The sequence below is a fragment of the Roseovarius aquimarinus genome (assembly GCF_043661195.1).
Classification (GTDB): Bacteria; Pseudomonadota; Alphaproteobacteria; order Rhodobacterales; family Rhodobacteraceae; genus Roseovarius; species Roseovarius aquimarinus.
In genome coordinates, this window is the sequence record NZ_JBIHMM010000003.1 from 553,159 (window position 1) to 579,389 (window position 26,231).

The window sequence follows — 26,231 nt, forward strand, 5'->3', positions numbered from 1 at the left end:
GGGACGCGGGGCTTTCGGGCGCCCTTTCCGCGCCCGGTAAAACGGAGTAGACAAGCGGCATGACATGGACCGTGCCCAATATTCTCACGCTCTTGCGCCTGCTGGCCGCGCCCGGTGTGGCGGTCATGTTCCTCTATTTCACGCGCCCCTATGCCGATTGGTTCGCGCTCGTGCTCTTCGTCGTCGCGGCCATCACCGACTGGTTCGACGGCTATCTCGCCCGCTCGTGGCGGCAGGAGACCAAGATGGGTGCGATGCTCGATCCCATCGCCGACAAGGCGATGGTGGTGATCGCGCTGATGGTCATCACGGGCTTTTCGGGCATGAACCCGTGGTTCCTGTTGCCCGCGACGGTCATCATGTTCCGCGAGGTTTTCGTGTCGGGCCTGCGCGAGTTTCTGGGCGATACGGCGGGCACGCTCAAGGTGACCAACCTCGCCAAGTGGAAGACGACGCTCCAGATGGTCGCCATAGCCGTGCTCTTCGCCACCGGCGTTTTCGAGCACAACATTCTCGACCGCACGACGGGCATGGACGCTGCCACGGTGGACGCCATCCTGGACGGCACCGTCGAGGATCATGTCGGACTGGTCTGGAACTTCTATGCCTCTATGATCACCTGGTGGAGCGGTGTCGTCCTTTTATGGCTCGCGGCGGCGCTGACGCTGGTGACGGGCGCGGATTACCTGTTCAAGGCGCTGCCGTATCTGAGGGATGATCGCTGATGGATATTCTCTATTTCGCTTGGGTGCGCGAACGCATCGGCCTGCCGCGCGAGACGCTGCGGACGGATGCCGAGACGGTCCAGGACCTGGTGGACGAGCTGCGCGCCCGCGAGGCGCGCTACGACATGGCGTTCAGCGATCTCGCGGCGCTGCGCGTCGCCGTCGATCAGGAACTGGCCGATTGGCAGACGCCCCTCTCCGGCGCGCGCGAGGTGGCGTTCTTTCCGCCGATGACCGGCGGATGAGCGCCGTGGAAATCCACGTTCAGGAGGCGCCCTTCGATCTGGGCGCCGAGGCTTCCGCCTTCGCCGCGCGGCAGACGGGAATGGGCGCCATCGTGACCTTCACCGGCATCGTGCGCGATCTGGGCGGCGCGCTCGAGCTGATGACGATCGAGCATTATCCCGGCATGACCGAGAAGGCGCTGAGCGCGATCGCCGAGGAGGCGCATGCGCGCTGGGATCTGGGCGGCAGCCTCATCATCCACCGGCACGGGCCGCTCGCGCCCGACGAGATGATCATGATGGTCGCCACGGCGTCGAAGCACCGCAAGGACGCGTTCGAGGCGGCGATGTTCCTGATGGATTATCTCAAGTCCCGCGCGCCCTTCTGGAAGAAGGAAGAAACGCGCGAAGGCGCCGAATGGGTCGCCGCCCGCGACGAGGACGAGGACGCGCTGAAAGGCTGGAGCTGAGGATCAGCGCATCAGGTCGGGCAGATCGCCGCTGAGGCCCGCCGCCTCGCGCATCATCGCGCGGCGCAGCGGCGCCGTCGCCTGAATGGCGCCCATCCCGATGCCCCGGAGCTTGCGCAGGAGCGGATTGTCGTTCGAGAAAAGCCGGTTGCTGAAATCCGTGGTCGCCGCCAGTGCGGCGATGTCGAAGCGCCGCCAGCGCTGATACCGCTCGAGCACATCCGGCGCCGAAGCATCCTCGCCGCGCTGTCGCGCCTCGCCCAGCACCTGCGCCAGCGCCGCCACGTCGCGCAGCCCGGCATTGAGGCCCTGTCCCGCGATCGGGTGCATCCCATGCGCCGCATCGCCCACTAGCGCAAGGCGCGGCGCGATGAGGCTGCTGGCGAGGCTCAGGCCCAGCGGATAGGTGTAGCGCCGCCCTTTCAGCGCGATATCGCCGAGGAAATCCCCGAAACGCGGGCGCAGCACGGCGAGGAAATTCTCGTCGCTCATCGCGGCAAAGGCGGCGGCGGTCTCGGCCCGCTCGCTCCACACGATGGACGAGACATCGCCGGGCAGGGGCAGGATCGCGAGCGGTCCGGGCGGCATGAAAAACTGATGCGCGATGCCGTAATGCGGGCGCTCATGCTGGACCGCGCAGACGAGCGCGGTCTGGTCATAGCCCCAGCCGCTCCGCGTGATCCCCGCGCGCTCGGCGGTGCCCGAGGCGCGCCCGTCCGCGCCGACGATCACGCGCGCGCGAAGGGTCTTGCCCGAGGCGAGCGTCAGCGTGGCGCCCGCGCCGTCCACGTCCTGCGCCGTCACGGCGTCGCCGGAAATCTGCGAAATGCGCGGCTCGGCCTCCATCGCATCCAGAAGGGCGGGGCGCAGCACGCGATCCTCGCACATATGGCCCATCGGGCCTTCCTCGAGCTCGGCATGGTCGAAATGGAGCGAGAAGGGCGAGAGCGGCCCCATGCCGGCGCGCCCGTCGCTCACCTTGATTTCGAGCATGGGCTGGGTGCGGTCCTCGATCCCGTCCCAGACGCCGAGCCGCCGCAAGAGCCGGACCGAGGCCATAGCCAGCGCATAGGCGCGCCCGTCGAAATCGCGGTCCGCGCGCTCGGCCGCGGGAAGCGCGTCGATCACGGTCACGTCGAACCCCTGCCGCGCAAGCGCGAGGGCCAGGGTCGGGCCGTTCAGGCCGCCGCCGATGATGGCGATATCGCTGTCGGTCTTCATGCTTTCCTATATGGCCGCGCGGGCGGGATTGTCCATGCGCCAACCCGCCGCTAGGGTCGCGCGGGCAGGAAGATTTTCGCGTGGAGACGGACGATGCGGGACTGGCAGAAGATGAGCGCGGCGGATCTCGGGCGCGGGATCGAAGCGGGCCGGATCGACCCGGTCGAGCTGACCGAAGCCTTTCTGGACGCCATCGCCGCGCATGAGCACGCGCCGCGCATCTACTCCGCCGTCACGGACACCCGCGCCCGCGCCGAGGCGGACGCGGCGCGCACGCGCGCCTGGCAGGGCCAGCGGCGCGGCCCGCTCGACGGGGTGCCGATCAGCTGGAAGGACCTTTTCGACAGCGCCGGCACGCCGACCGAGGCCGGTAGCCGCCTTTTGCAAGGCCGCGTTCCCGAGCATGATGCGGACGTTCTGCGCAACGCCACCGCCGCGGGCCTCGTCTGCCTCGGTAAGACGCATATGAGCGAGCTGGCCTTCTCGGGGCTCGGTCTCAATCCGATGACGGCGACGCCGCCTTGCGTGAACGATGCGGGTGCGGTCGCGGGCGGCTCCTCCTCGGGTGCGGCGTCGAGTGTGGCGCATGGGCTGGCCGCCGCCGGGATCGGCAGCGACACGGGCGGCTCGGTCAGGGTTCCGGCGGCCTGGAACGATCTCGTGGGTCTCAAGACGACGGCGGGGCGCATCTCCTGCAAGGGCGCCGTCCCGCTCGCCGCGCGCTTCGACACGGTCGGCCCGATCGCGCGCAGCGTCGAGGATGCGGCGCTGCTTCTAGGCGTGCTCGAGACCGCGCCGCCCGTCGATCTGCGCGGCACGTCGCTTCGGGGCATGCGCTTTGCCATGCTGCAAAGCACGGTGATGGACGATCTGCGCGAGACGCCCGCGCGCGCCTATACGGATGCCTGCGCCCGGCTCGAGGCGGCGGGCGCGACGCTCGTTCCGCTGACGGCGCCCGAAGTGGACGAGGCGATGGCGCTTTCGGCCACGCTCTTCGCCGCCGAAGCCTACGGCACATGGCGCGACGTGATCGAGGCGGACCCGGACAAGATGTTCGGCCCGATCCGTGACCGTTTTCGCGGCGGACGCGAGGTGAGCGCGCCCGATTACGTCGCCGCCTGGCAGAAGCTCGATGCGCTGCGCGCCGCATGGGCCGCGCGGGTGGCGGGCTTCGACGCCGTTCTGATGCCGAGCGCGGCCAACATGCCGCCCGATGCCGCGCGCCTCATGGAGGACGGCGACTATTACGTCACCGAGAACCTGCTGACCCTGCGCAACACCCGCGTCGGCAACCTGATGGGCCTCGCCGCGATCACCCTGCCGACCGGAATTCCGAGTTGCGGGATCATGCTCTGCGGGGCCGCGATGGGCGAGCGGCGGCTCTTGCGCACCGCCCATGCGGCGGAGGCGGCGCTCGGGTAAAGCCTTGGGATCGGGTGTTTATCTTAAGAAATAGCCCCGATGCGCGCCCGGATGCGGCGCGATTGCCAAAAATGCCACAATGGCGCGGCGCGCGGGATGGTTTTGCTGGACGCAAGCGCGCGCACCGCGTAGTTTTGCAGCATACGGGGCGACAATGATCCCGAACCTGAGGCAGTATACATGTATCCCGAGCGGTTTTCGAACCATGCGGTCCGTCTTGTGATGCGCCCCGTCCGGGCTTTGGACGCGCGCGCATCCGGCTTTCGGACCCGGATCCATCCCCCTCAGGTCGATGATGAAACGAGACCGGCCGGGCGCTTCCGCGCGCCGCTGGCGGGGCAGGCGGGCGGTCGTGGCCGCTCCTGCAGGGCGTAAGGACGAGGGACGACATGGCATATCAGACACGCGGGCGCGATCCTCTCTTGGACAGCAACATGGCGCTGGCCATCGAGAAGCGCGGCAAGGAGCTGCTGGGCCTCGGCCTTCTGGGCCTCGCGGCGGTGGCGATGATGATGTTCGCCTCCTACAGCCCCGACGATCCCAGCTGGCTCTCGGCGGTGGACACGCCGGTGCGCAACTGGATCGGCCAGACCGGCGCCACGATCTCCGCGACGCTCTTCATGGTGGTGGGCCTCGGCGGCTGGGGCGTGGCCATCGTGCTGGCGGCCTGGGGGCTGCGCTTCATCCTGCACCGGGGGCAGGAGCGGGCGATGGCGCGGGTCATCTTCGCGCCCATCTGGATCGCGCTCCTGTCGCTCTACGCGGCGTCGCTGACGCCGGGCGCGGAATGGTACGCGAGCCACAGCTTCGGCCTCGGCGGAATTTTCGGGGATACGGTCATGGGCGCGGCGCTGGGCATCCTGCCCATCGGCGCGGCGGCGGGGCTCAAGATCCTGTCGCTGCTCCTTGGCCTCGGCATGCTCGTCATGGGCGCCTTCGTCAACGGCTTCGAGCGCAGCGAGATCCGGCGCGGCCTGCGCTGGACGGCGCTCGGGCTCGTGATGGCCTATTCGCTCGTGGTCGCGCTTCTGTCGCGGGGCGCCACGGGCGCCGCCGGCGCCGCGCGTCAGGCCCGCGCCTCGGTGCAATCGGCGGCCGCCGCCCGCCGCGCCGAGCCGGTGCTGCGCGAAAGCCAGGACCGCAGCCGCAGCGCGCAGCCGCAGGTCCGCCGCAGCGCCCATGCCAAGGTCTACGACGAAGCCTATGACGCGGCCTATGACGGGGCCTTTGACGCCGAGGACATGGACAGCCAGTATCACACGGCGCCGCTCCACGCGCCGCAGCGCGCGTCCGCAAAACCCGCGGGTGGCCTTCTGGGCCGGATCAACCCGCTCGCCCGGAAGCCCGAGCCGATGCCGACGCCCGAACTGGTCGAGCCGCAATCCGTCGCGGGCGATCAGCCGATGCCGGGCGAGGACCGCATCAAGGCGAAGATCGCCGACATCATCAAATCGCGCGTGCGCGCCGCGCCGCAGGCCCCCGTTCAGCAGGCGGCCGCGGCCGCCATCGCGCGGGGCGGACGGCGCGGGCCGATGCCGCTCTTGCTCGACACCACGCGGCGGGGCGGCCTGCCGCCCGAGCCGCCGCTGACCTCCGCCGCCGCGCAGACCCTGCCGCCCGAGCCGCGCCTCAGCGCCGCGATCCCGCCCGCGCCCGAGCCGATCGCCTATGACGCGCAGCCGGATACCTATGCGGATTACGACATGGACGATCTCGACGAGGCGGTGATCCTCGACGACAGCGCCCCCGCCGCGCCCCAGCAGGCGCCGCGCGTGCAGGCGCCCGAACCCAAGAAGGTCGTCCAGCACCTTCAGCGCAAGGCGCCCGCTCCGTCCGCCCGCGCCGCCGCCGAGGCGCAGCCCGCGCTGCAATTCGAGGAGGCCGCGCAGGTCCAGTACGAATTGCCGCCGCTCAGCCTTCTGTCGAGTCCCGACAACATCACTCGCTACCACCTGAGCGACGAGGCGCTCGAGGAGAACGCCCGCATGCTCGAGGTCGTGCTCGACGATTACGGCGTCAAGGGCGAGATCGTCAGCGTGCGTCCCGGCCCTGTCGTGACGATGTACGAGCTCGAGCCGGCGCCCGGCCTCAAGGCCAGCCGCGTCATCGGCCTTTCGGACGATATCGCACGCTCGATGTCGGCCCTTTCGGCGCGGGTCAGCACCGTGCCGGGCCGCACCGTGATCGGGATCGAGCTGCCCAACGACAACCGCGAGATGGTGTCCTTGCGCGAGATCCTGTCGAACCGCGATTTCGGCGACGGCAATCACAAGCTGCCGCTGGCGCTGGGCAAGGATATCGGCGGCGACGCGATGATCGCGAACCTCGCCAAGATGCCCCACCTTCTGATCGCGGGCACCACCGGCTCGGGGAAATCCGTCGCCATCAACACCATGATCCTGTCGCTTCTCTACAAGCTGACGCCGGACGATTGCCGGATGATCATGATCGACCCCAAGATGCTGGAACTCAGCGTCTATGACGGCATTCCGCACCTTCTCAGCCCCGTCGTGACGGACCCCAAAAAGGCGGTCGTCGCGCTGAAATGGACCGTGGCGGAGATGGAGGAGCGCTATCGCAAGATGTCCAAGATGGGCGTGCGCAATATCGACGGTTACAACAGCCGCGTGGCCGATGCGCTCGCCAAGGGCGAGATGTTCAGCCGCACCGTGCAGACGGGCTTTGACGACGAAACCGGCGAGCCCGTCTTCGAGACCGAGAAATTCGCGCCCGAGAAGATGCCCTATATCGTCGTCATCGTCGACGAGATGGCGGACCTCATGATGGTCGCCGGCAAGGAGATCGAGGCCTGCATCCAGCGCCTCGCGCAGATGGCGCGGGCGAGCGGCATCCATATCATCATGGCGACGCAGCGCCCCTCGGTCGATGTCATCACCGGCACGATCAAGGCCAACTTCCCGACGCGCATCAGCTTCCAGGTGACGTCCAAGATCGACAGCCGCACCATCCTGGGCGAAATGGGCGCCGAGCAGCTTCTGGGCATGGGCGACATGCTCTATATGGCCGGCGGCGCCAAGATCACCCGGTGCCACGGCCCCTTCGTTTCGGACGAAGAGGTCGAGGACGTCGTCAACCACCTCAAGAGCCAAGGCCCGCCCGTCTATGTGGGCAGCGTTCTGGAAGGCCCGGATGAGGACAAGGCGAGCAATATCGACGCCGTTCTGGGCCTCTCGACGGGCGGCAACACCGATGGCGAGGATGCGCTCTACGATCAGGCCGTGCAGATCGCGATCACGGACCGGAAATGCTCGACCTCCTATATCCAGCGCAAGCTGGCCATCGGCTACAACAAGGCCGCGCGCCTCGTCGAGCAGATGGAGGAACAGGGCGTCGTCTCGGCGGCGAACCACGTGGGCAAGCGCGAGATCCTCGTCCCCGAGCAATAGCGCCCCGGAACCGGCTGCGCGCCGCGCCGTTAAGCCAGCGGGCAGTCGGAGAAACGCATGGCACGCCAGAGAACCACGGAAGTCGAGGACATGCTCGACTCCATCCGCGATCTCGCGCGGCGGGACGGGCAGGAGACCGTCTCGGTCGGCGAGGTGACGACGGCGATCGGCGGGCGCGGCTTCGGCCCGCTTCTCTTCATCCCGCCCCTTTTCGAGATCACGCCCATCGGCGCCGTGCCGGGCGTGCCCACCTTCATCGCGCTCATCTGCGCGATCTTCGCCGCGCAGCTCGTCGCCGGACGCAGCGATGTCTGGCTGCCCGGTTTCATCGACCGCATGTCGCTGCGCGCCGACCGCGTCGAGAGCGCGGTGCGATCCCTGCGCGGCACCGGCGCATGGCTCGACCGGCATTTCGGCCAGCGGCTCGACATTCTGGCGGGCCGTGTCGGCTCGCGGATCGCGGGAACGCTCATCCTGCTCTTGTGCCTGATGGTGCCGCCCCTCGAATTGGTGCCCTGGGCAAGCTCGGCGCCGATGCTCGCCATCGCCTTTCTCGGGCTCGCCATGACGGTGCGCGACGGGCTCTTGATCCTCGTGGGCCTCATCGCGGCGGCGCTCGCCGCCTTCGGGGCCTATTGGTTCCTCGCCGGAAGCGGGGCGGGCGCCTGAGACCGCCGCATGAAACCGCCGCCCCCCGGCGCATGTTATCGCATATCATCCGCAAACCTGCGACATTGCTCGCATCGAGACCGACAAGACAGGGCCAAACCCATGCATCCTATCAAGACCGCCGCAGCCGCCGTGACACTCCTTCTGGCCGCCAGCCTTCCCGCCGCCGCCGAGAAGCTGTCGCTGGCCGAAGTGTCGCGCTATCTCAACAGCTTTCAGACGGCGAGCGGCGCCTTCACGCAGATCAACGATGACGGCACGATCAGCGAAGGCCGCATCCTCATCAAGCGTCCGGGCCGCGTGCGCTTCGAGTACAAGCCCCCCGAGGAGATGCTGGTGGTGGCCGACGGCGATACGGTGGGCATCATCGACGGCAAGTCGAACGAGGGGCCGCAGGGCTATCCGCTCAATCGCACGCCCCTGTCGATCATCCTCGCGCGCAATGTCGATCTGACCCGCGCGCGCATGGTCACGGGCCATTCGAGCGACGGCACGACCACGACGGTCCGCGCGCAGGATCCCGAGAACCCCGATTACGGCAGCATCGAGCTTGTCTTCACGGCCAACCCGACCGAGCTGCGCCAATGGGTCATCAACGATTCGGGCGGCAGCCGCACGACTGTGGTGCTGGGCGATCTGACGACCGGCGTCAGCATTCCGAACGAGACATTCGTCATACCGGGGATCGGAACCGGCGAAGGCCGGGTCGAGCGCTAGGCACGGCGCGCGGGCGGCAGGTGCCGCCCGCGAACGCTCAGTTGCAGCGCCGCAATTGCGCCTGATAGCGCGCCGCGCGCTCCTCGACGGTGCCGGCGACGCGGACGAGCCACGCTTTCTGGTTGTAGCTGCCCCGCGCAAAGCCGGTGCGGCCCTCGTGATAGGCAAGATACTGGTTCCGCGCGTCGTGCATGGGAATGTTCAGCGACTCGCGCGTTTTCGACATGTACCAGCCCATGAAATCCGTCGCGTCATGGATGTTGTCGCGCCGCGCGCGGCGCGATCCCGCCTCGGCGAGGTATTCGTCCCAGGTCCCGTCGAGCGCCTGACTGTAGCCGAAGGCCGAGCTTTGCCGCCCCATCGGAATGACGCCCAGCGTGTAACGGTACGGCGTGCGCGCGTCCGAGACGAACTTGCTCTCCTGATAGATCGTGGCCATCTGGACATGCGTCGGCACGCCCCAGCGGCGCTCGGCCGCGCGGAAGGCGCGTCTGTATTCGGGGCGTTCCCGCAAGATTGCGCAGGCATCCTCCAACTGGCGGGGAGATTCCCCGTAGCCGCCGCCGCGTCCGCAGGCCGCGACCAGCAACAGTAGAAGGAGCGCGCGAAGCTGTCTGCTCATTGCTGCCTCTGCTCTCGTGTTTTGCGGCAGTCTGCGCTGCCTTGCGTTTATTGGCCTCATATTACGCATTTTCGCGCCGATGGGAAATCACGAATTTGGCCCCGGCGGCGCGCTGTTGCCGATCCGCCGGAGGGCCTCGCGCGGCACGGCGCGGGAATGCCCGGGGGCCGACAGACTGTTTCCGGACCGGGCCGCATCATCGTTGGACAAAGCGCACTTGAAAGCATTAGTCTCAACGTTTAAAGGCTGCGAGCTATGCTGAAGACACGTGCAAAATATCATCTCGGGCAGATCGTCCGCCACAAGAAACACCCCTTCCGGGGGGTGGTCTTCGACGTGGACCCGGAATTCGCCAACACCGAGGAGTGGTATGCCTCGATCCCCGAGGAGAGCCGCCCGGTAAAGGACCAGCCCTTCTATCACCTCCTGGCCGAGAACGAGCAGAGCTATTACGTCGCCTATGTGAGCGAGCAGAACCTCATCGCCGACTATTCGGGCGAGCCGGTCGAGCATCCCGATATCGACGATCTCTTCGGCCCGTTCGAGGACGGCCATTACCCGCTGCATTTCCAGCTGAACTGAGGCCGCGCCCGCGCGGCCCCGTTGTCAGTATCCGAGTGCGCAGCCGTCCTTGCGTGGATCGGACGCGCCTTCGAGCAGCCCCTCCTGATGAATGCGGATCGCCTGCGCGCCGCCGATGGCCTCCTCCGGGATCACCACGTTATGCCCGCGCGCGGCGAGATCCGCGCGCACCGCGTCGGAATAGCCTCGCTCGACGCGCATCTCGCCCTTGTCGGCGAAGGCGCGCGGCGCGTCGATGGCGCTTTGCGGGTCCATCCCGAAATCGGCGATATTCGACAAGAACCGCGCATGCCCCGCAGGCTGATAGGCGCCGCCCATCACGCCGAACGGCATGACGGGGCGCCCGCCCTCGCAGATCATGCCCGGAATGATGGTGTGGAAGGGCCGCTTGCCGCCCGCGAGCTCGTTGGGATGCCCCTCGGCGAGCGAGAAGCCCGCGCCCCGGTTCTGCAATAGGATGCCGAATTTCTCCGACGCGATCCCCGAGCCGAAGCCGTGGAAGATCGAATAGATCAGCGACACCGCCATGCGGTCCTTGTCGACCACGGTGATATAGACGGTATCGCGGTGCATCGCCTCGGTCAGCGGCGCGGCGGAGGGCATCGCGCGGTCCATGTCGATCATCGCCGCGAGGCGCTTGGCCGTGTCCATGCTCAGCATGAATTCGGTGCGCGAGGTGTGATCGGGATCCGCGATGATGCGGCTGCGCGTGTCGTAGGCCAGCTTGGTCGCCTCGGCCTCGAGATGGATCCGCTCCGCGCCGAGCGGGTCCATCGCCGCCACGTCGAACTGCGCGAGAATGTTGAGCATCAGGATCGCCGTCGCGCCCTGCCCGTTGGGCGGATGCTCGACCAGATCGCGGCCCTTGTAGCTGCCGCTGATCGGCTGGGCGTCATCGCCTCGATGCGCGGCGAAATCGGCGGCGACGTGGACGCCGCCCGCGGCGGTGAGCGCGGCCAGCATGTCATCGGCGATCTCGCCCTCGTAGAAGGCCGCGGCGCCTTTCGCGGCGACGCGGCGCAGCACTTCGGCCTGCCCTGGCGCGCGGAAAAGCGTGCCTGCCTTGGGCGCTCTGCCGCCCGGCAGGTAGTGCGTCAGCGCATGGTCCTTGAGCACGCCGCAGGATTCGGCCCAGTCCCACGCGACGCGGGGCGCGACGGGCACGCCTTCTTCGGCATAGCGGATCGCGGGGGCGAGGATCGCATCGAGGCCCAGCTTGCCATGCGCGTCGCTGAGCGCGCAGAAGGCGTGGATGGCGCCGGGAACGGTGACCGCGTCGGCCGTGTAGAGCGGCACGGCGCCCAGCCCGCGCGCGCGCAGATCGGCGGCGCTGGCGCCGCCGGGCGCGCGGCCCGAGCCGTTATAGGCCCGCACGGTATCGTCGCCGGGCCGAGTGAAGAGCGCGAAGAGATCGCCGCCGATCCCGGTCATCTGAGGCTCGCAGATGCCCAGAAGCACCGCGCCCGCGATCGCCGCGTCCATCGCGTTTCCGCCCCGCTCGAGGATATCGACGGCCACCTTGGCCGCGAGCGGATGCGAGGTCGCGCACATGCCCGACGTGGCGAGGACGGGCGAGCGTCCGGGAAGGTGAAAATCGCGCATGGGGCAAACTCCTGCCTGAAAGTGGCGCCGACGTTATGGCGCCGCGTGGCGGATGCCAAGATGCGGAATGTCGGGGATGTTTGAGCCGATGGGGGGATGCAGCCATGCAAAGCGCGCCGCAAAGGTCCTCGACGCCGCGCACTGGGTGGGGGCTGTTAAAACACGGCGCCGAGGGAAGCTTTTGCAGCTACGGGCGCGTGTATGACAGTCCAAACTGTCGGGATTGAGGAGAGATCGGGGCAAGTTTGGGGCAGCGCGGTCATTTCCGGTGCCCCCTTCAACCTGACCGGGTCAGGCTTGCTCGGGGCACCCGTCCTGCGCGCCCAGATCGATTTCGAGATGCAGATGATTGCGCCCGTCCGCGCGCCGATAGTGCAGCGCCTCGGTCAGCGTGTGGATGAGGAACCAGCCGAACCCGCCCTCGGGCAGGTCCGCGGCGCGACCGCCGAGCGCCGGCCTGCGGCCCGGCGGTGGGCAGAGACCCGGCAGCGCCTTGCCCCTGTCGGTGATATCCGCGGCAAGGCGCGTGCCGCCGAGCGTCAGAGCCAGCCGGACCTCGCCCTCGCCGCGCATATCGTAGCCATGCTCGGCCACGTTGTTGAGCACTTCGGCCAGAACGATCTCGGCGGTGCCGCAAGCCGCGTCCGGCATGCCGGCGGCAGCGAGGAAGGCGCGCGCCTCGGCAAGGGCGGCGCGCACCTGGTCCGGAGAGGCGCCGAAGCGCAAATCCAGCCGCGCGGGCGCCTGCGGAGGGGCGGCGCGGCCCCTCGCCGTTCTCACGCGATCCGCTCCGTCATTCAGCCGGCGCGGCGCGGCGCCGCATCCTCGAGCGCGGTGTGGATCGTGAAGATCGTGTGCATGCGCGTGAGGCGGAACACCTTCTCTACATCCGGCGTCAGACGGGCGAGATCGAGCCTGCGGTCCGGCCCCACCAGCTTGAGCGCCGCGACGATAGCGCCGAGCCCGCTCGAATCGATGAAATCCACCGCCCCGAGATCGAGCAGCACGTCGCCCGTCCCGCCCTCGGTCCGCGCGCGCAGCGCCTCCTTGAAGGCGATGGCCGCGCCCGCGTCGATGCGCGGGGCGTTGACGGTAATCATCTGGTAATCGCCGTGCCGGCTGCTGCTGAGATCCATGTGACGCTCCGATGGTTCTGGTCCGCTTGGCCTCAGGCTAGGGGCAATTCGTTACCATCTGGTTCTCGCCCTCGGGAAAAGTTAGATGCGCAAGGGCGAGAGAGCGAGAGAGGGAAGCGATGGATGCGGATCGACTATGACGAAATGGCCAAGGTTCTGGCCAGCCTGACCGAGGGCGAGAACGATACCGTCGCGCTGATGGCCACGATGGCCTGCGAGCTGCATCATGCCGACGACCGGTTCGATTGGACCGGCTTCTACCGCGTGACCGCGCCCGAACTGCTCAAGATCGGCCCTTATCAGGGCGGGCATGGCTGCCTCGTCATCCCCTTCTCGCGCGGCGTTTGCGGCGCGGCGGCGCGCACGGGCGAGGTGCAGCTCGTCGACGATGTCGAGGCGTTTCCGGGCCATATTGCCTGTTCGAGCGGCACCCGTTCGGAGATCGTGCTGCCGGTGCGGGATGCGCGCGGCGCTTTGCTCGGCGTGCTTGATATCGACAGCGACAGACCGTCCGCCTTCGACCACACCGATGCCGAGGGGCTCGCGCTGCTTTTGCGGCAGACCTTCGGGGGATGACCTCCGGGCCCGCGTGAAATTATCCTTGCTTTTTTCACTGCGTAGTCGCAGCGTGAAAATCTGAGCCTTAATTTCACGCCGAGTCGCCCGCCGTGCTGCAATCCGATATCACCGCGCCGAACGCTTCGGGGGCCGATCTGCGCGCCCTGCGCCGCGCGCGCGGGGTGACGCTGGCCGATCTCGCGGCCCGGCTCGGCCGCTCGGTCGGATGGCTGAGCCAGGTCGAGCGCGATCTTTCGCAGCCGGGCGCGGCCGATCTCGCGCAGATCGCGCAGGCGCTCGACGTGCCGCCGTCGCTTCTGATCGCGCAGCCCGCGGCGCCGGGGGACGAGGCGGGCTATATCGTGCGCAGCGGCGCGCGGCGCGCCATCGACGCGGGCAAGCCCGGGCTGACCGAAGAGCTTCTGTCGCCCGATCTCACCGATGATTTCGAGATGATCCACTCGACATTCGCGCCCGGTGCCGCCGCGCCCGGCCCGGTCAGCCGTCCGACGCAGGAGGTGGCCTATATCGTCTCGGGCAAGCTCGATCTGACCATCGACGGGCGCGCCTTCACCGCGCGGGCGGGCGACAGCTTCCGCATCCGGGGCGATACCTTCGCTTGGAGCAATCCCTATCCGCAACCGGCCGTCGCGATCTGGGTGATCGCGCCGCCGGTCTATTGAAGGTGCGCGCGCATGAGCTGGGAGGGCTGGACTGTCTTCGCGAGCTTCTGGGCGGTCTTCGTCACCACGCCGGGGCCGAACGCGGCCAATTGCATCACCAACGGCGTCGCCCTGGGCTTTCGCCGGGCATTGCCGGGGGTCGCGGGCATCCTGACGCAGGCCGCGCTTTTTCTCGCGCTGTCGGCGCTGGGGGTCTCGGCGCTGCTTCTGGCCTCGCCCGAGCTGTTCCAGCTGGCCAAGCTGATCGGGGCGGGGTTCCTCGTCTATCTGGGGATCCGCACATGGCGGCAGGCGGGCCGCGCGCTCCGCGCCGCCGAAACGCGCGGAGGCTCGGTCTATGTCCGCGCCTTCCTGATCGCCACGATCAATCCCAAGAGCGTTGCGGGCTATCTTGCCGCCTTCACGCAATTCGTGCAGCCGGGCGTGCCCATCGGCGCGCAGATGTGGGTGATCGTGCCCACGGCGCTGTCGCTCACCGCGCTCAGCTACATGGGCTACACGGCGCTTGGCGCGGGGCTCGGGCGTTCGGCTCTGGGCGCGGTCGCATCGCGGCCGCTCCGGCGGGGCCTCGCGGTCTGTTTCATCGTCTACGGCGCGCTTCTGGGCGCGACGGCCTTGCCGGGGAGGGCATGAGGATGCTGCGCGGAGCATGTCTTTGCGGCGGCGTGAGCTATACGGCGGGGCCTCCCACGGGCACGGCCATCGCCTGTCACTGCGATGAATGCCGCCGCCAGTCGGGCCACCATTTCGCCGCCGTGCCGGTCTCGAAACGCTCGCTGCGGCTCGAGCGTCAGGACACGCTGCGCTGGTATCGCGCCTCGCAGATCGGCAAGCGCGGCTTTTGCGGCACCTGCGGCGCAACGCTCTTCTGGCGCGGTGACGAGGGCGCGCATGTGCATCTGCTGATGGGCGCGCTGAAGGCGCCGACCGGGCTGCGCCTCGGGGCGCATGTCTGGGTACGCGAGAAGGGCGATTACTACGATATCGGCGCCGACCTGCCGACATATCGGGAGGGCGAGGAATGCTGACCGGGCGATGCCTCTGCGGGGATGTGGGTTTCGAGGTGCGCGGCACCCCGCGCGGCGCCTCGGTCTGCCATTGCGGCCAGTGCCGCACGCAATCGGGCCATGTCTGGGCCTCGGCACATGTGCCCGAGGCGGATCTGACCATCACCGGCTCGCCCTCCTGGTATGCGGCGAGCGAGAGCGCCAAACGCGGCTTCTGCGCCCGTTGCGGCAGTTTCCTCTTCTGGAAGGCGCATGACGAGGACACGATCAGTTTCGCGCTCGGTGCGCTGGATGCGCCTACCGGACTGACGCTCGAGCGGCACATCTTCTGCGACGACAAGGGCGATTACTACGAAATCGAGGACGACCTGCCGCAATTGGCGCGGTCCTGAGACGGGAGACGGAACAATGAGCAACTTCCCCAGCACGGCCCGCGTGGTCATCATCGGCGGCGGCGCGGTGGGCGCCTCCGGCCTCTATCATCTGGCCCGCGCCGGCTGGACTGATTGTGTCCTTCTCGAAAAGAATGAGCTGACGGCGGGCAGCACATGGCACGCGGCGGGCAATTGCCCGACCTTCTCGACCTCCTGGGCGATCATGAACATGCAGCGTTACGGCGCCGAGCTCTATCGCGGGCTGGCCGAAGCGGTGGATTACCCGATGAACTACCATGTCACCGGCTCGCTGCGCCTCGGCCACAGCGAGGAGCGCGTGCAGGAATTCCAGCGCGCCTGCGGGATGGGCCGCTATCAGGGCATGGACATGCGCATGATGTCGCCGGACGAGGCGAAGGCGATGTATCCCTTCCTTGAGACGCATGATCTGAAGGGCGTTCTTTACGACCCGAACGACGGCGATATCGACCCCTCGCAGCTGACGCAGGCGCTGGCCAAGGGCGCGCGCGATCTGGGCGCGCGGATCGAACGGTTCTGCCCCGCCACCGGCGTCACGCGCGACGGCACGGAATGGATCGTGCACACCGAGAAGGGCGATATCCGCTGCGAATATGTCGTGAACGCAGCCGGCTACTACGCGCAGAAAGTGGGCGAATGGTTCAAGCCCTATGGCGGGCGCACCGTGCCGATGATGGTGATGAGCCATCAATACCTGCTGACCGACGAGATCCCCGAGATTGCCGAGCATACCGCCAAGCACGGCAAGCTGCCGCTCCTGCGCGATGTCGACAGCTCCTACTATCTGCGGCAGGAGAAAACCGGCCTCAACCTCGGCCCCTACGAGCGGAACTGCAAGGCGCATTGGATCACGCCGGACGATCCCTTCCCCGAGGATTTCAGCTTTCAGCTTTACCCCGACGATCTCGAGCGGCTGGAATGGTATATCGAGGACGCGATGGCGCGCGTGCCTCTTTTGGGCCAAGCCGGCATCAACAAGGTCATCAACGGCCCCATTCCCTACGCGCCCGATGGCCTGCCGCTACTCGGCCCCATGCCGGGCGTGCCGAACGCGTTCGAGGCCTGCGTCTTTACCTTCGGGATCGCGCAGGCGGGCGGCGCGGGCAAGGTGCTGGCCGAATGGATCACCGAAGGCGGCACCGAATGGGACATGTGGTCTGTCGATCCGCGCCGCTATACCGATTACACCGACAATGACTACTGCATCGCCAAGGGGATGGAGGTCTATGGCCACGAATACGCCATGCATTTCCCGTGGCACGAATGGCCCGCTGGCCGGGACAAGAAGCTGGGGCCGAACGACGCCATCGTGCGCGAGATGGGCGGCGTCATGGGCGCCTACAACGGATGGGAGCGCGCAAACTGGTTCGCCAAACCCGGCGACGATCTGAGCGAGGAGGCGACGCAGACCTGGAACCGCGCCGGCCCTTGGGAGCAGCGTATCCGCGAGGAATGCGAGGCCGTGCGCGACCATTGCGGCGTGCTCGATCTGCCCGGCTTCTCGCGCTTCTGGGTGCGGGGGCAGGGCGCGGACGAATGGCTGCGCGGCTGGGTCACCGGTAGCCTACCCAAGGTCGGGCGCATGAATCTCGTCTATGTCGCCGACCATCGCGGGCGCATCCTGACCGAGCTGTCGTGCATTCGCCTCGCCGAGGACAGCTTCGTTCTCATCACCGCCGCCACCGCGCAATGGCATGACGGCGAGCTGATCCGCGCCGCCGTGCCCGAGGGCGTCACCGTCGAGGAAACGACGACCGAGCGGAGCGCGCTGATCGTCACCGGCCCCGAGAGCCGCAAGATCCTCGCGCCCCTCACCGATGGCGATCTGACGCTGCCGTGGCTCAGCCACCAGCACTGCACCGTCGCGGGCCGCAAGGCGTTCCTGATCCGCGTGAGTTTCGCCGGCGAGCTGGGCTGGGAAGTGCATGCGGCCAACGAGGACATGCCCGACATCTACCGCGCCATCTTGGACGCGGGCGCCAAGCCCTTCGGGATGTATGCGCTCAATTCCCTGCGCATCGAGAAGGGCTATCGCGCGTGGAAGGGCGATCTGAGCACCGATTATTCGCTGCTCGAAGGCGGGCTGGAGCGCTTCGTCAAATTCGACAAGCCGCAGGATTTTCCGGGCAAGGCGGCCCTGCTGAGCGAGAAGCAGCGCGGGAGCAAGAAGCGGTTCGTCACCCTCACCGTGCAGGCCGGGAAGGCCGATGCGCCCTACATGTCGACGCTCTGGCATGGCGGCGAGATCGTGGGCGAGACCACATCGGGCGCCTGGGGCTACCGCGTGAACGCGTCGGTCGCGCTGGGCATGATCCGCGCCGATCTGGCCGAGGCCGGGACCGCGCTCGAGGTCGAAATCTACGGCGAGCGGTTCCCCGCGACGGTTCAGCCGGACGCGCCGCTCTGGGATGCGGACAACGAAAGGATCCGGGCGTGATGCTGGACGCCGCCGCGAAACAGATGATCGAGACGTTCCCGCTCGGCTTCGTCGCCACGGTGACGAAGGAGGGACGGCCCGCGGTCAGCCCCAAGGGCACGTTTCTGGTGCTGGACGACGCCTGCGCCGGGTTCGGCAACATCCGCTCGCCCGGAACGCTGCGCAACCTCGCCGCCGCGCCCTATGCCGAGGTGAATTTCATCGACCCTTTCGCGCGCAAGGCCCTGCGCCTGCGCGGCGCCGCGCGCATCCTGCCCGAGGGCAGCGAGGAGTTCGGCGCGCTGATCGGCCATTGGCGGGCCAAGTGGGGCGATCTGGCGGCGCGCATCACGGATCTCATCCTGATCGATATCGAGGCCGCGCGCCACATGACGACGCCGCCCTATGACGACGGCATGACCGAGGCCGAGATGATCGCGGCCTACAAAGTCAAATTCGCGGAGATCTATCCGTGATCGCCGCCCGTCCCATCGCCCTGCATGACGCGCGTCCGCGCGCTGCCGGTCACTTCAATCTCAAGCTCGGGGAGCGCTGAAATGGATCTGCCCACACAGGCCCGCGTGGTCATCATCGGCGGCGGCGTCGTCGGCTGTTCGGTCGCCTATCATCTGGCCAAGCTCGGCTGGAGCGATGTCGTCCTGCTCGAGCGCAAGGCGCTGACCTCGGGCACCACCTGGCATGCGGCGGGCCTTATCGGTCAGTTGCGCGCCTCGTCCAACATGACGAAACTCGCGCGCTACTCGGCCGAGCTCTATACCGGCCTCGAGGCCGAGACGGGGGTCGCCACCGGCTTCCGTCAGGTCGGCTCGATCTCCGCCGCGCTGACCGCCGAGCGTCTGGAAGAGCTGCACCGCCAGGCCGCGATGGCCCGCGCCTTCGGCGTGCCGGTCGAGGAGCTGTCGCCGGACGACATCAAGGCGCGCTATCCGCATCTGAGCGTCGAGGGCGTGACCGGGGGCGTCTGGCTGCCCACGGACGGGCAGGCGGACCCCGCGAATATCGCGCTGGCGCTGGCCAAGGGCGCGCGGGCGCGCGGCGCGCGGGTTCAGGAGCGCGTCCGCGTGAGCGGCATCGCGAAGGCGGGCCGCCGTGTCACCGGCGTCGATTGGGTGGCCGACGACGGCAGCGCGCAGGGCCATATCGCCTGCGACATGATCGTGAATTGCGCGGGCATGTGGGGCCACGAGGTGGGGCGCATGGCGGGGGTCAACGTGCCGCTCCACGCCTGCGAGCATTTCTACATCGTGACCGAGCCGATCGAGGGGCTGAGCCAGCTTCCGGTCCTGCGCGTGCCGGACGAGTGCACCTATTACAAGGAGGATGCGGGCAAGATGCTGGTCGGCGCCTTCGAGCCGCACTCGAAACCCTGGGGCATGCACGGCATTTCCCCCGATTTCGAATTCGATCAGCTTCCCGAGGATTTCGACCATTTCGAGCCCATTCTCGAGGCCGCCTGCACCCGTATGCCGATGCTGGCCGAGGCGGGCATCCATACCTTCTTCAACGGGCCTGAGTCCTTCACGCCCGACGACGCCTATCACCTCGGCCTCGCGCCGCAGATGGACAATGTCTGGGTCGCGGCGGGCTTCAACTCGATCGGCATCCAATCGGCAGGCGGGGCGGGGCATGCGCTCAGCCTCTGGATGGAGGCGGGCGAGAAGCCTTTCGATCTGGGCGACGTGGACATCGCGCGGATGCAGCCGTTTCAAGGCAACAAGACCTATCTCTTCGAGCGGAGCAAGGAGACGCTGGGCCTGCTCTATGCCGATCACTACCCCTACCGCCAGAAGGCCACCGCACGCGGCATCCGGCGCACGCCCTTTCATCACCATCTGCTGAACGAGGGGGCCGTGATGGGCGAGGCGGCGGGCTGGGAGCGCGCCAACTGGTTCGCGCGCGAGGGGCAGGAGCGCGAGTATCGCTATAGCTGGAAGCGCCAGAACTGGTTCGAGAACGCGGCGGCCGAGCATCGCGCGATCCGGGAGAATGTCGGCATGTACGACATGTCGTCCTTCGGCAAGCTGCGCGTCGAGGGGCCGGATGCGGAGGCGTTTCTGAACCATGTCGGCGGCGGCGATTTCAGCGTGCCGGTGGGGCGCATCGTCTATACGCAGTTCCTCAACTCCAAGGGCGGGATTGAGGCGGATGTGACCGTCACGCGGCTGAGCGAGACGGCCTATCTCGTGGTCACACCCGCCGCGACGCGGCTGGCCGATCAGACATGGATGGAGCGGCAGCGGGGCGATCGTTCGGTCGTCATCACCGATGTGACGGCGGGCGAAGGCGTGCTGGCCGTGATGGGGCCGAACGCGCGGCGCGTGCTTCAGGCGGTCTCTCCCGCCGATTTCTCGAACGCCGCCAATCCTTTCGGTACCGCGCAGGAGATCGAGCTGGGCATGGGCCTCGCCCGCGCGCACCGCGTCTCCTACGTGGGCGAGCTTGGATGGGAGATCTATGTCGGCGCCGACATGGCTGGCCACGCCTTCGAGGTGCTGCGCGAGGCGGGCCGCGCGCATGGCATGGCGCTCTGCGGCATGCATGCGATGGACAGTTGCCGGATCGAAAAGGGTTTCCGCCATTTCGGGCATGACATCACCAGCGAGGACCATGTGCTGGAGGCGGGGCTCGGCTTTGCCGTGAAGACGGGCAAACCGGGTTTCATCGGCCGCGATGCCGTCCTGCGCAAGAAGGACGAGGGGCTGGCCGCGCGGCTGGTGCAGTTCCGCCTGACCGATCCCGAGCCGCTCCTCTATCACAACGAGCCGATCCTGCGCGACGGCGAGATCGTGGGCTATGTCAGCTCGGGCAATTACGGCCATCACCTCGGCGGCGCCATCGGCATGGGGTATGTGCCCTGCCGGGGCGAGAGCGCCGAGGACGTGCTCGCCTCGCGCTACGAGATCGACGTGGCCGGAACGCGGGTGCGGGCCGAGGCGAGCCTCAGGCCGATATACGACCCGCAAGGCGCGCGGGTGCGGGGCGACGCGGAGGCGATCAGGGACACAGCCGCTTGATCGCGGCGACATGCGCGGGCGTCGCCGCCAGCGCATGATCGGCCAGCCCAAGTGCCGCGGCGCGCAGATCCTCGGGCGCGGCGATGCGGTCGAAAAGGCCCCAGTCGAGCGCGGTTTGCGCGTCCACCCGCTCGCCGGCGAGCAGCATGCGCCGCGCGCGCGCCGGACCGACGAGGGCGGCGAGCCGGGCGGGATCGCTCGGCTGGGGCAGGAAGCCGCGCTGCATGACTGGATAGAAGACCTGCGCGCCCGGAACCGCCACGCGGAAGTCGCAGGCGAGCACCATGCCGATGGCGCCGCCCGCGACCGTTCCGTTGAGTGCCGCGATGCTGAGGCAGGGCAGGGCGGCGATGGCCGCGCTGAGCCGCTCCCATTCGGGCGCGGTGGCGAGGCCGCTCGTCATCTCGCCGAGATCCGCGCCCGCCGAAAAGACCTTGCCGCTGCCGGTGAGGATGAGAAGGCGCGCGGTCTCGTTCCGCCCCGCCTCTTCCGCGATCTCGGCCAGCCGGGTCAGCATCGCGGCGCCGAGCGCGCCGGCCTTTTCCTCGCGCGCGATGGTCGCCGTCCAGACGCCGCCGTCCCGCTCGAGCGCGATCACGCGCCGCTCTCCAGCCCGATGGCCGCGCGGATGCCGGGATCGCGCAGCCTGATTTCCTGGCCGAGATACCCGTCCGCGCCGCTGCCGCACATCCAGAGCAGGGCCTTGGCGGGCCAATCGGCGGGAATGTGATCGGACCAGTCGAGCCGGCTGACCGGATTGACGCCGCTGGCCTTGATGTCGCGCTGCATCTGCGTGGCGACGGTGCCGGGCGAGAGGCCCATGACCCGCAGGCCATGCGCCGCGCCTTCGCCATGGGTGGCGGCGGTCAGCATCGCCGCCCCGGCCTTGGACGCGCAATAGCTGCTCCAGCCCTCATAAGCGTCATGCGCCGCACCGGACGAGACCGTGAGGATTGTACCGCCGCCCGCGCGTTTCATGCCGGGCATCGCGGCGCGCATGCCGTGAAAGACGCCCTTGAGGTTGATGTCGATGGCGCGGCCCCATGCCTCGGGATCGGCCTCGTCCAGCATCGCGATCGGCTCGATCACGCCCGCATTCCCGACCAGCACGTCGAGCCTGCCGAACCGCTCTTCGGCCAGCGCGACGGCCTTCGCGACATCGCCGTAGTCGGCGACATCGCCGGTGATCGTCTCGGCGCCGAGTGGCTCGGCCACATCGCGCAGCGCATCCGCGGAGCGCGCCATCAGGACCAGATGCGCGCCGGCCTCCGCGAAGACGCGCGCGGCCTCGGCGCCGATGCCGCGGCTCGCGCCGGTGATGAGAACCGATTTGCCGGTCATGTCGGGGCTGTGGGGCATGCTGTCTCTCCTCGGTCGGGCTGCCTGCCCTGCCTTGCTAGCGTCCGGCGCGGGCCGGGTCCAGCGCGCCGCGCTCGGCGATGTGCCGCCGGGGCGCCCTTGACGCTGCTCCGCAATCGCCCGAAGCTGGCGCCGACACAGCATCGGAGCCAAGCCCATGATGACATCTCACGCGACAAGGCCGGCGTTGCGCCGCGCCGCCGCCAGCGCATTCGCCCTTCTCGCCGGGACCGGCGCCGCCATGGCCGATGTGACCCCGGCCGAGGTCTGGGCCGATTGGCAGGCCTATCTGACCGATTTCGGCTTCGACGTCACCGCGACCGAAACCGAGGTCTCGAACGGGCTCCAGCTGACCGATATCGTGATGACACAGACCCTTCCCGAAGGCGCGGGCACGACGACGATCAGCTTCTCCGAGCTGACCATGCGCGGCAATGGCGACGGCACCGTGGCCGTGGTCTATCCGGCCGAGATGCCGATCAAAGTGAGCGCGACCGGGCCGGAAAATTTCGACCTCGATCTGCTCTATCGCTCGAACGACATCTCGACCACGGTGTCGGGCGATCCTTCCGAGATGACCTACGAGACGCGCGCCGCCTCCATCGGCATCGACGTGACCGAGCTGACCGCCGAAGATACGCGGATCGATCTCGGAGAGACCGGCCTCGAGATGCAGGATCTGACGAGCCGCACGGTGATGAGCATCGAGGGCGGGCGGAGCGCCGCGCAGGTCGTCACCGCCGGGCTGACGAGCTATGATTTCGCCATGACCGACCCCGAGGGCCAGCCCTTCGAGGTGTCGGGCGAGATCGAGCGCATCGAGATGACCGGCGATTTCGCCATTCCCGAGGGCGCCGACATGAACGACATGACCGCGGCGCTGGCCCAAGGCTTCAAGGTGAACGGCGATTATCGCTTTGGCCCCGGACGCGGCACGTTCCGGGGCGGCGCGGAGGGCGCCGTGACCACGGGCGAGACGACGAGCGAGGGCGGCACGCTCAACCTTCGGATGGACGAGACCGGAATCGCCTATGGCGGTACGTCCGACGGCTCGACCGCGTCGATCACCATCCCGCAACTGCCCGTGCCGATGTCGATGGCGATAGATCAATCGTCCTTCGAAGCAGCGGTGCCGCTGATACAATCGGGCGAGCCACAGCCGATGGCGCTCAGCTTCCTTCTGGGGGGCGTGACGCTCGGCGACAACGTCTGGGCGATGTTCGACCCGCAAGGCATCCTGCCCCGCGATCCGGCCACGGTCGAGCTCGACCTCGACGGCATGGCGACGGTGCTGGCCGATCTGATGGACCCCGCCGCGATGCTGGATGCGGATGACGAAGCACCCTTCACGCTGAACGCGCTGACGCTGAACCGCCTTCTGGTGAGCCTTGCGGGCGCGGAACTGACGGGCGAGGGCGACGTGACCTTCGAGGGCGCGCCGACCGAGGCCTTCGACATGCCCGCGCCGGTCGGCTCCGCCTCCTTTGTGCTCACCGGCGCCAACGCGCTCCTCGACAAGCTGGTCGAGGCGGGTCTGCTGGGCCAAGAGAACGCGATGGTCGCGCGTATGACGCTGGGCGGGGTCGCCGTCGCGGGCGAGGGCGAGGACACGCTGAAATCCGATATCGAGTTTACCGAAGGCGGCGGGATCGTCGTCAACGGCATGCGGATGAAGTGATCCGGGCGCGGTCCCGCGAGGGCCACGTCAGATAAGGAGCGGGCCGGGGCACATCCCCGGCCCGTTCGCGTTGCAGGGCCCGGCGCGCCCTTGCTTCGGGCGGCGCGGCGGACTACCTCAGGCACGACTTCGAAAGGCTGGTCTCGATGACGCAATTTCCCGACGATCTCGCGCAGGCGCTGCTGGATGCGGCGCGCCGCGCGGGCGCCGATGCCGCGGATGCGATGGTGGTGAGCGGTGCCGCGCAGGTGATCGACGTGCGCGGCGGCGCGCTCGAGCAGGCGGAGCGCTCCGAGGAGATCGAGCTCGGTCTGCGGGTGCTGGTCGGGCAGCGGCAGGCCAGCGTCTCCTCCTCCGATATCCGCCGCGAGACGCTCGGCATCCTGGCCGAGCGTGCGGTCGCCATGGCCCGCGAGGCGCCCGAAGATCCGCATGCGGGGCTCGCCGATCCCGCGCAGCTTGCCCGCGACTGGGATCTCGCGGCGCTCGAGCTGGCCGATCCCGCGCCCGAACCCGACCCCGCCGAATTGCAGCGCCGCGCCGCCGAGGCCGAGGCCGCCGCGCTCGCGGTCGAGGGCGTGAGTCAGGTTCAGGCCGCGACCGCCGGCTACCAGCAGAGCCGCACGGCGATGGCCGCGACCAACGGCTTCGCCGCAACGCATATGCGCACGGATTGGTATGTCTCCTGCGCCGCCATCGCCGGGACCGGCACGGGGATGGAGCGCGACTCGGACGGCGACGCGCGCATCTGGGACGCCGATCTGCGCGCGCCGGGCGATATCGGCACCCGTGCGGGCCAGCGCGCCGCCGAACGCCTCGGGGCGCGGCGCCCCAGGACGGGCGCCTATCCTGTGCTCTTCGACGAGCGGATTTCGACCTCGCTGATCGGCCATCTGCTGAGCGCGGCGAACGGCGCGGCGGTGGCGCGCGGCGCCACGTGGCTGCGCGGCAAGCTGGGCGCGCAGGTTCTGCCCGAGGCGCTCAGCGTCATCGAGGACCCGCATCGCCCGCGTGTGGCCGGATCGCGGCCCTATGATGCCGAAGGCCTGCCCACGCAGCGCCGCGCCATCGTCGAGAACGGCATCCTCACCGGCTGGGTTCTCGATCTGGCCAGCGCGCGGCAACTCGGCATGCAGTCCACCGCCAATGCCAAGCGCGGTCTGTCCGGCCCGCCCCGGCCCGGCACGTGGAACATCGCGCTGACCCAAGGCTCCGCCAGCCGCGAGGACCTGATCCGCGACATGGGCACCGGACTTCTGGTGACCTCGATGATCGGCTCGACGATCAATCCCAATACCGGCGACTACTCGCGCGGGGCGTCGGGCTTCTGGATCGAGAATGGCGAGATCGCTTACCCGGTGAACGAGCTGACCATCGCGGGGAACCTCAACGACATGCTGATGCGGATGACACCCGCGAACGATGCGCGGACGCATCTGGGGTCGGTGGTCCCGTCGCTGCTGGTCGAGGGGATGACCCTTGCCGGCACATGATCTGCCCCTGCTGATCGAGGCCGCGCGGATGGCGGGCGAGGTGGCGACCTCCTTCGTCGGCGGCCCGGTCAGGCGCTGGGAGAAACCCGAGGAGGCCGGCCCCGTCACCGAGGCCGATCTGGCGGTGAACGAGGCGCTGGAAGCCAAGCTGCGCGGCGCGCGTCCGGCCTATGGTTGGCTGAGCGAGGAAAGCGCGCATGATCCCCTGCGCGCCGAGGCGCCCCGCACCTTCATCATCGATCCCATCGACGGCACGCGCAGCTTCATCGACGGCAGCCGCGCCTGGGCGCACGCGCTCGCGGTCTGCGACGAGGGGCAGGTGACCGCCGCCGTGGTCTACCTGCCGATGATGGACCTCATGTATGCCGCCGCGCTGGGCGAGGGCGCCACGCTCAACGGCGCGCCGATCCGCGCCAGCGTGATGGACCGCACCGATGGCGCGCGTCTTCTCGCTGCCCGCCCCACGCTCGAGCCGCGCCACTGGCGGGGCGAGGTGCCGGGCTTCCGGCGCGAGCATCGCCCGTCGCTCGCTTACCGCCTCGGGCTGGTGGCCGAGGGGCGCTTTGATGCGATGCTGACGCTGCGGCGGACCTGGGAATGGGACGTCGCCGCGGGCGATCTGATCCTGCGCGAGGCGGGCGCGCGCTCCACCGACAGGCGGGGCAATCCGCTGCGCTTCAACAACCCGGTTCCGCAGGTCGACGGCGTGCTCGCGGCTGGCCCTCTTCTTCACGGCGAGATCATGGGCGCGCTGGCCTGAGAGCCTCGCGCGCGTCGTCAATCGCGTGGCCA

The 26,231-nt window shown here is 68.5% G+C and carries 26 protein-coding genes; 19 read left to right on the forward strand and 7 right to left on the reverse strand.

Annotated elements, in window-relative coordinates:
* Positions 1-59: 59 nt before the first annotated feature.
* The 3 genes from pgsA to ACGRVM_RS13280 are packed head-to-tail and all read left to right on the forward strand — an operon-like array spanning position 60 to position 1,419.
* Positions 60-725, forward strand: a complete 666-nt coding sequence (gene pgsA, locus ACGRVM_RS13270) for a CDP-diacylglycerol--glycerol-3-phosphate 3-phosphatidyltransferase (RefSeq protein WP_377172360.1) — start codon at positions 60-62, stop codon at positions 723-725.
* Positions 722-970, forward strand: a complete 249-nt coding sequence (gene moaD / locus ACGRVM_RS13275) for a molybdopterin converting factor subunit 1 (RefSeq protein ID WP_377172464.1) — start codon at positions 722-724, stop codon at positions 968-970. The genes pgsA and moaD overlap by 4 nt, the downstream gene beginning before the upstream one ends.
* The gene (locus tag ACGRVM_RS13280) at positions 967-1,419 is read left to right on the forward strand and encodes a molybdenum cofactor biosynthesis protein MoaE (protein WP_377172361.1); all 453 of its coding nucleotides are present in this window, start codon (positions 967-969) and stop codon (positions 1,417-1,419) included. Before moaD ends, ACGRVM_RS13280 begins: the two co-directional genes overlap by 4 nt.
* Before the next feature lie 3 nt (positions 1,420-1,422).
* Here ACGRVM_RS13280 and ACGRVM_RS13285 read toward each other — a convergent pair whose 3' ends face one another.
* Positions 1,423-2,640: a UbiH/UbiF/VisC/COQ6 family ubiquinone biosynthesis hydroxylase gene (locus ACGRVM_RS13285; protein WP_377172362.1), complete on the reverse strand. Its 1,218-nt coding sequence runs from the start codon at positions 2,638-2,640 to the stop codon at positions 1,423-1,425.
* Between the two features lie 93 nt (positions 2,641-2,733).
* Here ACGRVM_RS13285 and ACGRVM_RS13290 point away from each other — a divergent pair, with 93 nt between their 5' ends.
* From ACGRVM_RS13290 to ACGRVM_RS13305, 4 genes are all read left to right on the forward strand, one after another.
* Complete coding sequence (locus tag ACGRVM_RS13290; RefSeq protein WP_377172363.1) at positions 2,734-4,062, forward strand: amidase; 1,329 nt, start codon at positions 2,734-2,736, stop codon at positions 4,060-4,062.
* A gap of 389 nt (positions 4,063-4,451) precedes the next feature.
* Positions 4,452-7,469 (forward strand): DNA translocase FtsK, encoded by a 3,018-nt coding sequence (locus ACGRVM_RS13295; RefSeq protein WP_377172364.1) that lies wholly within the window; start codon positions 4,452-4,454, stop codon positions 7,467-7,469.
* A 57-nt stretch (positions 7,470-7,526) separates the two neighbouring features.
* Positions 7,527-8,138: an exopolysaccharide biosynthesis protein gene (locus tag ACGRVM_RS13300; RefSeq protein ID WP_377172365.1), complete on the forward strand. Its 612-nt coding sequence runs from the start codon at positions 7,527-7,529 to the stop codon at positions 8,136-8,138.
* Between the two features lie 102 nt (positions 8,139-8,240).
* Positions 8,241-8,855 (forward strand): LolA family protein, encoded by a 615-nt coding sequence (locus tag ACGRVM_RS13305; RefSeq protein WP_377172367.1) that lies wholly within the window; start codon positions 8,241-8,243, stop codon positions 8,853-8,855.
* A 37-nt stretch (positions 8,856-8,892) separates the two neighbouring features.
* Here the strand turns inward: ACGRVM_RS13305 and ACGRVM_RS13310 are convergent, their stop codons facing one another.
* A complete protein-coding gene (locus ACGRVM_RS13310) occupies positions 8,893-9,477 on the reverse strand; it encodes a transglycosylase SLT domain-containing protein (protein WP_377172368.1) in 585 nt (194 codons plus the stop codon).
* 255 nt (positions 9,478-9,732) lie between these two features.
* On the opposite strand from ACGRVM_RS13310, the gene hspQ reads away from it, so the two are divergent.
* Complete coding sequence (hspQ, locus tag ACGRVM_RS13315; protein WP_377172369.1) at positions 9,733-10,059, forward strand: heat shock protein HspQ; 327 nt, start codon at positions 9,733-9,735, stop codon at positions 10,057-10,059.
* Between the two features lie 24 nt (positions 10,060-10,083).
* Here hspQ and ACGRVM_RS13320 read toward each other — a convergent pair whose 3' ends face one another.
* The 3 genes from ACGRVM_RS13320 to ACGRVM_RS13330 all read right to left on the reverse strand — a co-directional run bounded on the left by ACGRVM_RS13320 (position 10,084) and on the right by ACGRVM_RS13330 (position 12,797).
* Positions 10,084-11,661 carry a gamma-glutamyltransferase family protein gene (locus ACGRVM_RS13320; protein WP_377172370.1) on the reverse strand — a complete coding sequence of 526 codons (1,578 nt, stop codon included), beginning with the start codon at positions 11,659-11,661 and terminating at the stop codon, positions 10,084-10,086.
* 291 nt (positions 11,662-11,952) lie between these two features.
* Complete coding sequence (locus ACGRVM_RS13325; protein ID WP_377172371.1) at positions 11,953-12,441, reverse strand: ATP-binding protein; 489 nt, start codon at positions 12,439-12,441, stop codon at positions 11,953-11,955.
* A 17-nt stretch (positions 12,442-12,458) separates the two neighbouring features.
* On the reverse strand, positions 12,459-12,797 hold the full coding sequence (locus ACGRVM_RS13330; protein ID WP_377172372.1) for an STAS domain-containing protein: 339 nt from the start codon (positions 12,795-12,797) through the stop codon (positions 12,459-12,461).
* Positions 12,798-12,920: 123 nt separating this feature from the next.
* Between ACGRVM_RS13330 and ACGRVM_RS13335 the strand changes: the two genes are divergently transcribed.
* From ACGRVM_RS13335 to ACGRVM_RS13370, 8 genes are all read left to right on the forward strand, one after another.
* Entirely contained in the window at positions 12,921-13,373 is a 453-nt protein-coding gene (locus ACGRVM_RS13335; protein ID WP_377172373.1) for a GAF domain-containing protein, read from the forward strand.
* A 92-nt stretch (positions 13,374-13,465) separates the two neighbouring features.
* Entirely contained in the window at positions 13,466-14,038 is a 573-nt protein-coding gene (locus ACGRVM_RS13340) for a helix-turn-helix domain-containing protein (protein WP_377172374.1), read from the forward strand.
* Between the two features lie 12 nt (positions 14,039-14,050).
* Positions 14,051-14,671: a LysE family translocator gene (locus tag ACGRVM_RS13345; RefSeq protein WP_377172375.1), complete on the forward strand. Its 621-nt coding sequence runs from the start codon at positions 14,051-14,053 to the stop codon at positions 14,669-14,671.
* A gap of 2 nt (positions 14,672-14,673) precedes the next feature.
* A complete protein-coding gene (locus tag ACGRVM_RS13350) occupies positions 14,674-15,066 on the forward strand; it encodes a GFA family protein (RefSeq protein WP_449619169.1) in 393 nt (130 codons plus the stop codon).
* On the forward strand, positions 15,060-15,437 hold the full coding sequence (locus tag ACGRVM_RS13355; protein ID WP_377172377.1) for a GFA family protein: 378 nt from the start codon (positions 15,060-15,062) through the stop codon (positions 15,435-15,437). Before ACGRVM_RS13350 ends, ACGRVM_RS13355 begins: the two co-directional genes overlap by 7 nt.
* Before the next feature lie 16 nt (positions 15,438-15,453).
* Entirely contained in the window at positions 15,454-17,895 is a 2,442-nt protein-coding gene (locus ACGRVM_RS13360) for a GcvT family protein (RefSeq protein WP_377172378.1), read from the forward strand.
* Positions 17,895-18,350: a pyridoxamine 5'-phosphate oxidase family protein gene (locus ACGRVM_RS13365; protein WP_377172379.1), complete on the forward strand. Its 456-nt coding sequence runs from the start codon at positions 17,895-17,897 to the stop codon at positions 18,348-18,350. The genes ACGRVM_RS13360 and ACGRVM_RS13365 overlap by 1 nt, the downstream gene beginning before the upstream one ends.
* Positions 18,351-18,431: 81 nt before the next feature.
* A complete protein-coding gene (locus ACGRVM_RS13370) occupies positions 18,432-20,909 on the forward strand; it encodes a GcvT family protein (RefSeq protein ID WP_377172380.1) in 2,478 nt (825 codons plus the stop codon).
* Here the strand turns inward: ACGRVM_RS13370 and ACGRVM_RS13375 are convergent.
* Positions 20,890-21,507, reverse strand: a complete 618-nt coding sequence (locus ACGRVM_RS13375; protein WP_377172382.1) for an enoyl-CoA hydratase/isomerase family protein — start codon at positions 21,505-21,507, stop codon at positions 20,890-20,892. The two genes, ACGRVM_RS13370 and ACGRVM_RS13375, sit on opposite strands and share 20 nt — an antisense overlap.
* Entirely contained in the window at positions 21,504-22,268 is a 765-nt protein-coding gene (locus ACGRVM_RS13380; protein ID WP_377172384.1) for an SDR family oxidoreductase, read from the reverse strand. Before ACGRVM_RS13380 ends, ACGRVM_RS13375 begins: the two co-directional genes overlap by 4 nt.
* Positions 22,269-22,425: 157 nt before the next feature.
* Between ACGRVM_RS13380 and ACGRVM_RS13385 the strand changes: the two genes are divergently transcribed.
* The 3 genes from ACGRVM_RS13385 to ACGRVM_RS13395 all read left to right on the forward strand — a co-directional run bounded on the left by ACGRVM_RS13385 (position 22,426) and on the right by ACGRVM_RS13395 (position 26,199).
* Positions 22,426-23,946 carry a hypothetical protein gene (locus ACGRVM_RS13385; RefSeq protein WP_394624060.1) on the forward strand — a complete coding sequence of 507 codons (1,521 nt, stop codon included), beginning with the start codon at positions 22,426-22,428 and terminating at the stop codon, positions 23,944-23,946.
* A gap of 146 nt (positions 23,947-24,092) precedes the next feature.
* Complete coding sequence (locus tag ACGRVM_RS13390) at positions 24,093-25,439, forward strand: TldD/PmbA family protein (protein WP_377172386.1); 1,347 nt, start codon at positions 24,093-24,095, stop codon at positions 25,437-25,439.
* Positions 25,426-26,199: a 3'(2'),5'-bisphosphate nucleotidase CysQ gene (locus ACGRVM_RS13395; protein WP_377172387.1), complete on the forward strand. Its 774-nt coding sequence runs from the start codon at positions 25,426-25,428 to the stop codon at positions 26,197-26,199. The genes ACGRVM_RS13390 and ACGRVM_RS13395 overlap by 14 nt, the downstream gene beginning before the upstream one ends.
* The last annotated feature ends 32 nt before the right edge of the window (positions 26,200-26,231 follow it).

Coding starts and splice junctions, on each gene's coding strand:
- pgsA (WP_377172360.1), top strand. CDS start 60: ATGACATGGACCGTGCCCAATATTCTCACGCTCTTGCGCCTGCTGGCC.
- ACGRVM_RS13280 (WP_377172361.1), top strand. CDS start 967: ATGAGCGCCGTGGAAATCCACGTTCAGGAGGCGCCCTTCGATCTGGGC.
- ACGRVM_RS13285 (WP_377172362.1), bottom strand. CDS start 2,640: ATGAAGACCGACAGCGATATCGCCATCATCGGCGGCGGCCTGAACGGC.
- ACGRVM_RS13290 (WP_377172363.1), top strand. CDS start 2,734: ATGCGGGACTGGCAGAAGATGAGCGCGGCGGATCTCGGGCGCGGGATC.
- ACGRVM_RS13295 (WP_377172364.1), top strand. CDS start 4,452: ATGGCATATCAGACACGCGGGCGCGATCCTCTCTTGGACAGCAACATG.
- ACGRVM_RS13300 (WP_377172365.1), top strand. CDS start 7,527: ATGGCACGCCAGAGAACCACGGAAGTCGAGGACATGCTCGACTCCATC.
- ACGRVM_RS13305 (WP_377172367.1), top strand. CDS start 8,241: ATGCATCCTATCAAGACCGCCGCAGCCGCCGTGACACTCCTTCTGGCC.
- ACGRVM_RS13310 (WP_377172368.1), bottom strand. CDS start 9,477: ATGAGCAGACAGCTTCGCGCGCTCCTTCTACTGTTGCTGGTCGCGGCC.
- hspQ (WP_377172369.1), top strand. CDS start 9,733: ATGCTGAAGACACGTGCAAAATATCATCTCGGGCAGATCGTCCGCCAC.
- ACGRVM_RS13320 (WP_377172370.1), bottom strand. CDS start 11,661: ATGCGCGATTTTCACCTTCCCGGACGCTCGCCCGTCCTCGCCACGTCG.
- ACGRVM_RS13330 (WP_377172372.1), bottom strand. CDS start 12,797: ATGGATCTCAGCAGCAGCCGGCACGGCGATTACCAGATGATTACCGTC.
- ACGRVM_RS13335 (WP_377172373.1), top strand. CDS start 12,921: ATGCGGATCGACTATGACGAAATGGCCAAGGTTCTGGCCAGCCTGACC.
- ACGRVM_RS13345 (WP_377172375.1), top strand. CDS start 14,051: ATGAGCTGGGAGGGCTGGACTGTCTTCGCGAGCTTCTGGGCGGTCTTC.
- ACGRVM_RS13350 (WP_449619169.1), top strand. CDS start 14,674: ATGCTGCGCGGAGCATGTCTTTGCGGCGGCGTGAGCTATACGGCGGGG.
- ACGRVM_RS13355 (WP_377172377.1), top strand. CDS start 15,060: ATGCTGACCGGGCGATGCCTCTGCGGGGATGTGGGTTTCGAGGTGCGC.
- ACGRVM_RS13360 (WP_377172378.1), top strand. CDS start 15,454: ATGAGCAACTTCCCCAGCACGGCCCGCGTGGTCATCATCGGCGGCGGC.
- ACGRVM_RS13365 (WP_377172379.1), top strand. CDS start 17,895: ATGCTGGACGCCGCCGCGAAACAGATGATCGAGACGTTCCCGCTCGGC.
- ACGRVM_RS13370 (WP_377172380.1), top strand. CDS start 18,432: ATGGATCTGCCCACACAGGCCCGCGTGGTCATCATCGGCGGCGGCGTC.
- ACGRVM_RS13380 (WP_377172384.1), bottom strand. CDS start 22,268: ATGCCCCACAGCCCCGACATGACCGGCAAATCGGTTCTCATCACCGGC.
- ACGRVM_RS13385 (WP_394624060.1), top strand. CDS start 22,426: ATGATGACATCTCACGCGACAAGGCCGGCGTTGCGCCGCGCCGCCGCC.
- ACGRVM_RS13390 (WP_377172386.1), top strand. CDS start 24,093: ATGACGCAATTTCCCGACGATCTCGCGCAGGCGCTGCTGGATGCGGCG.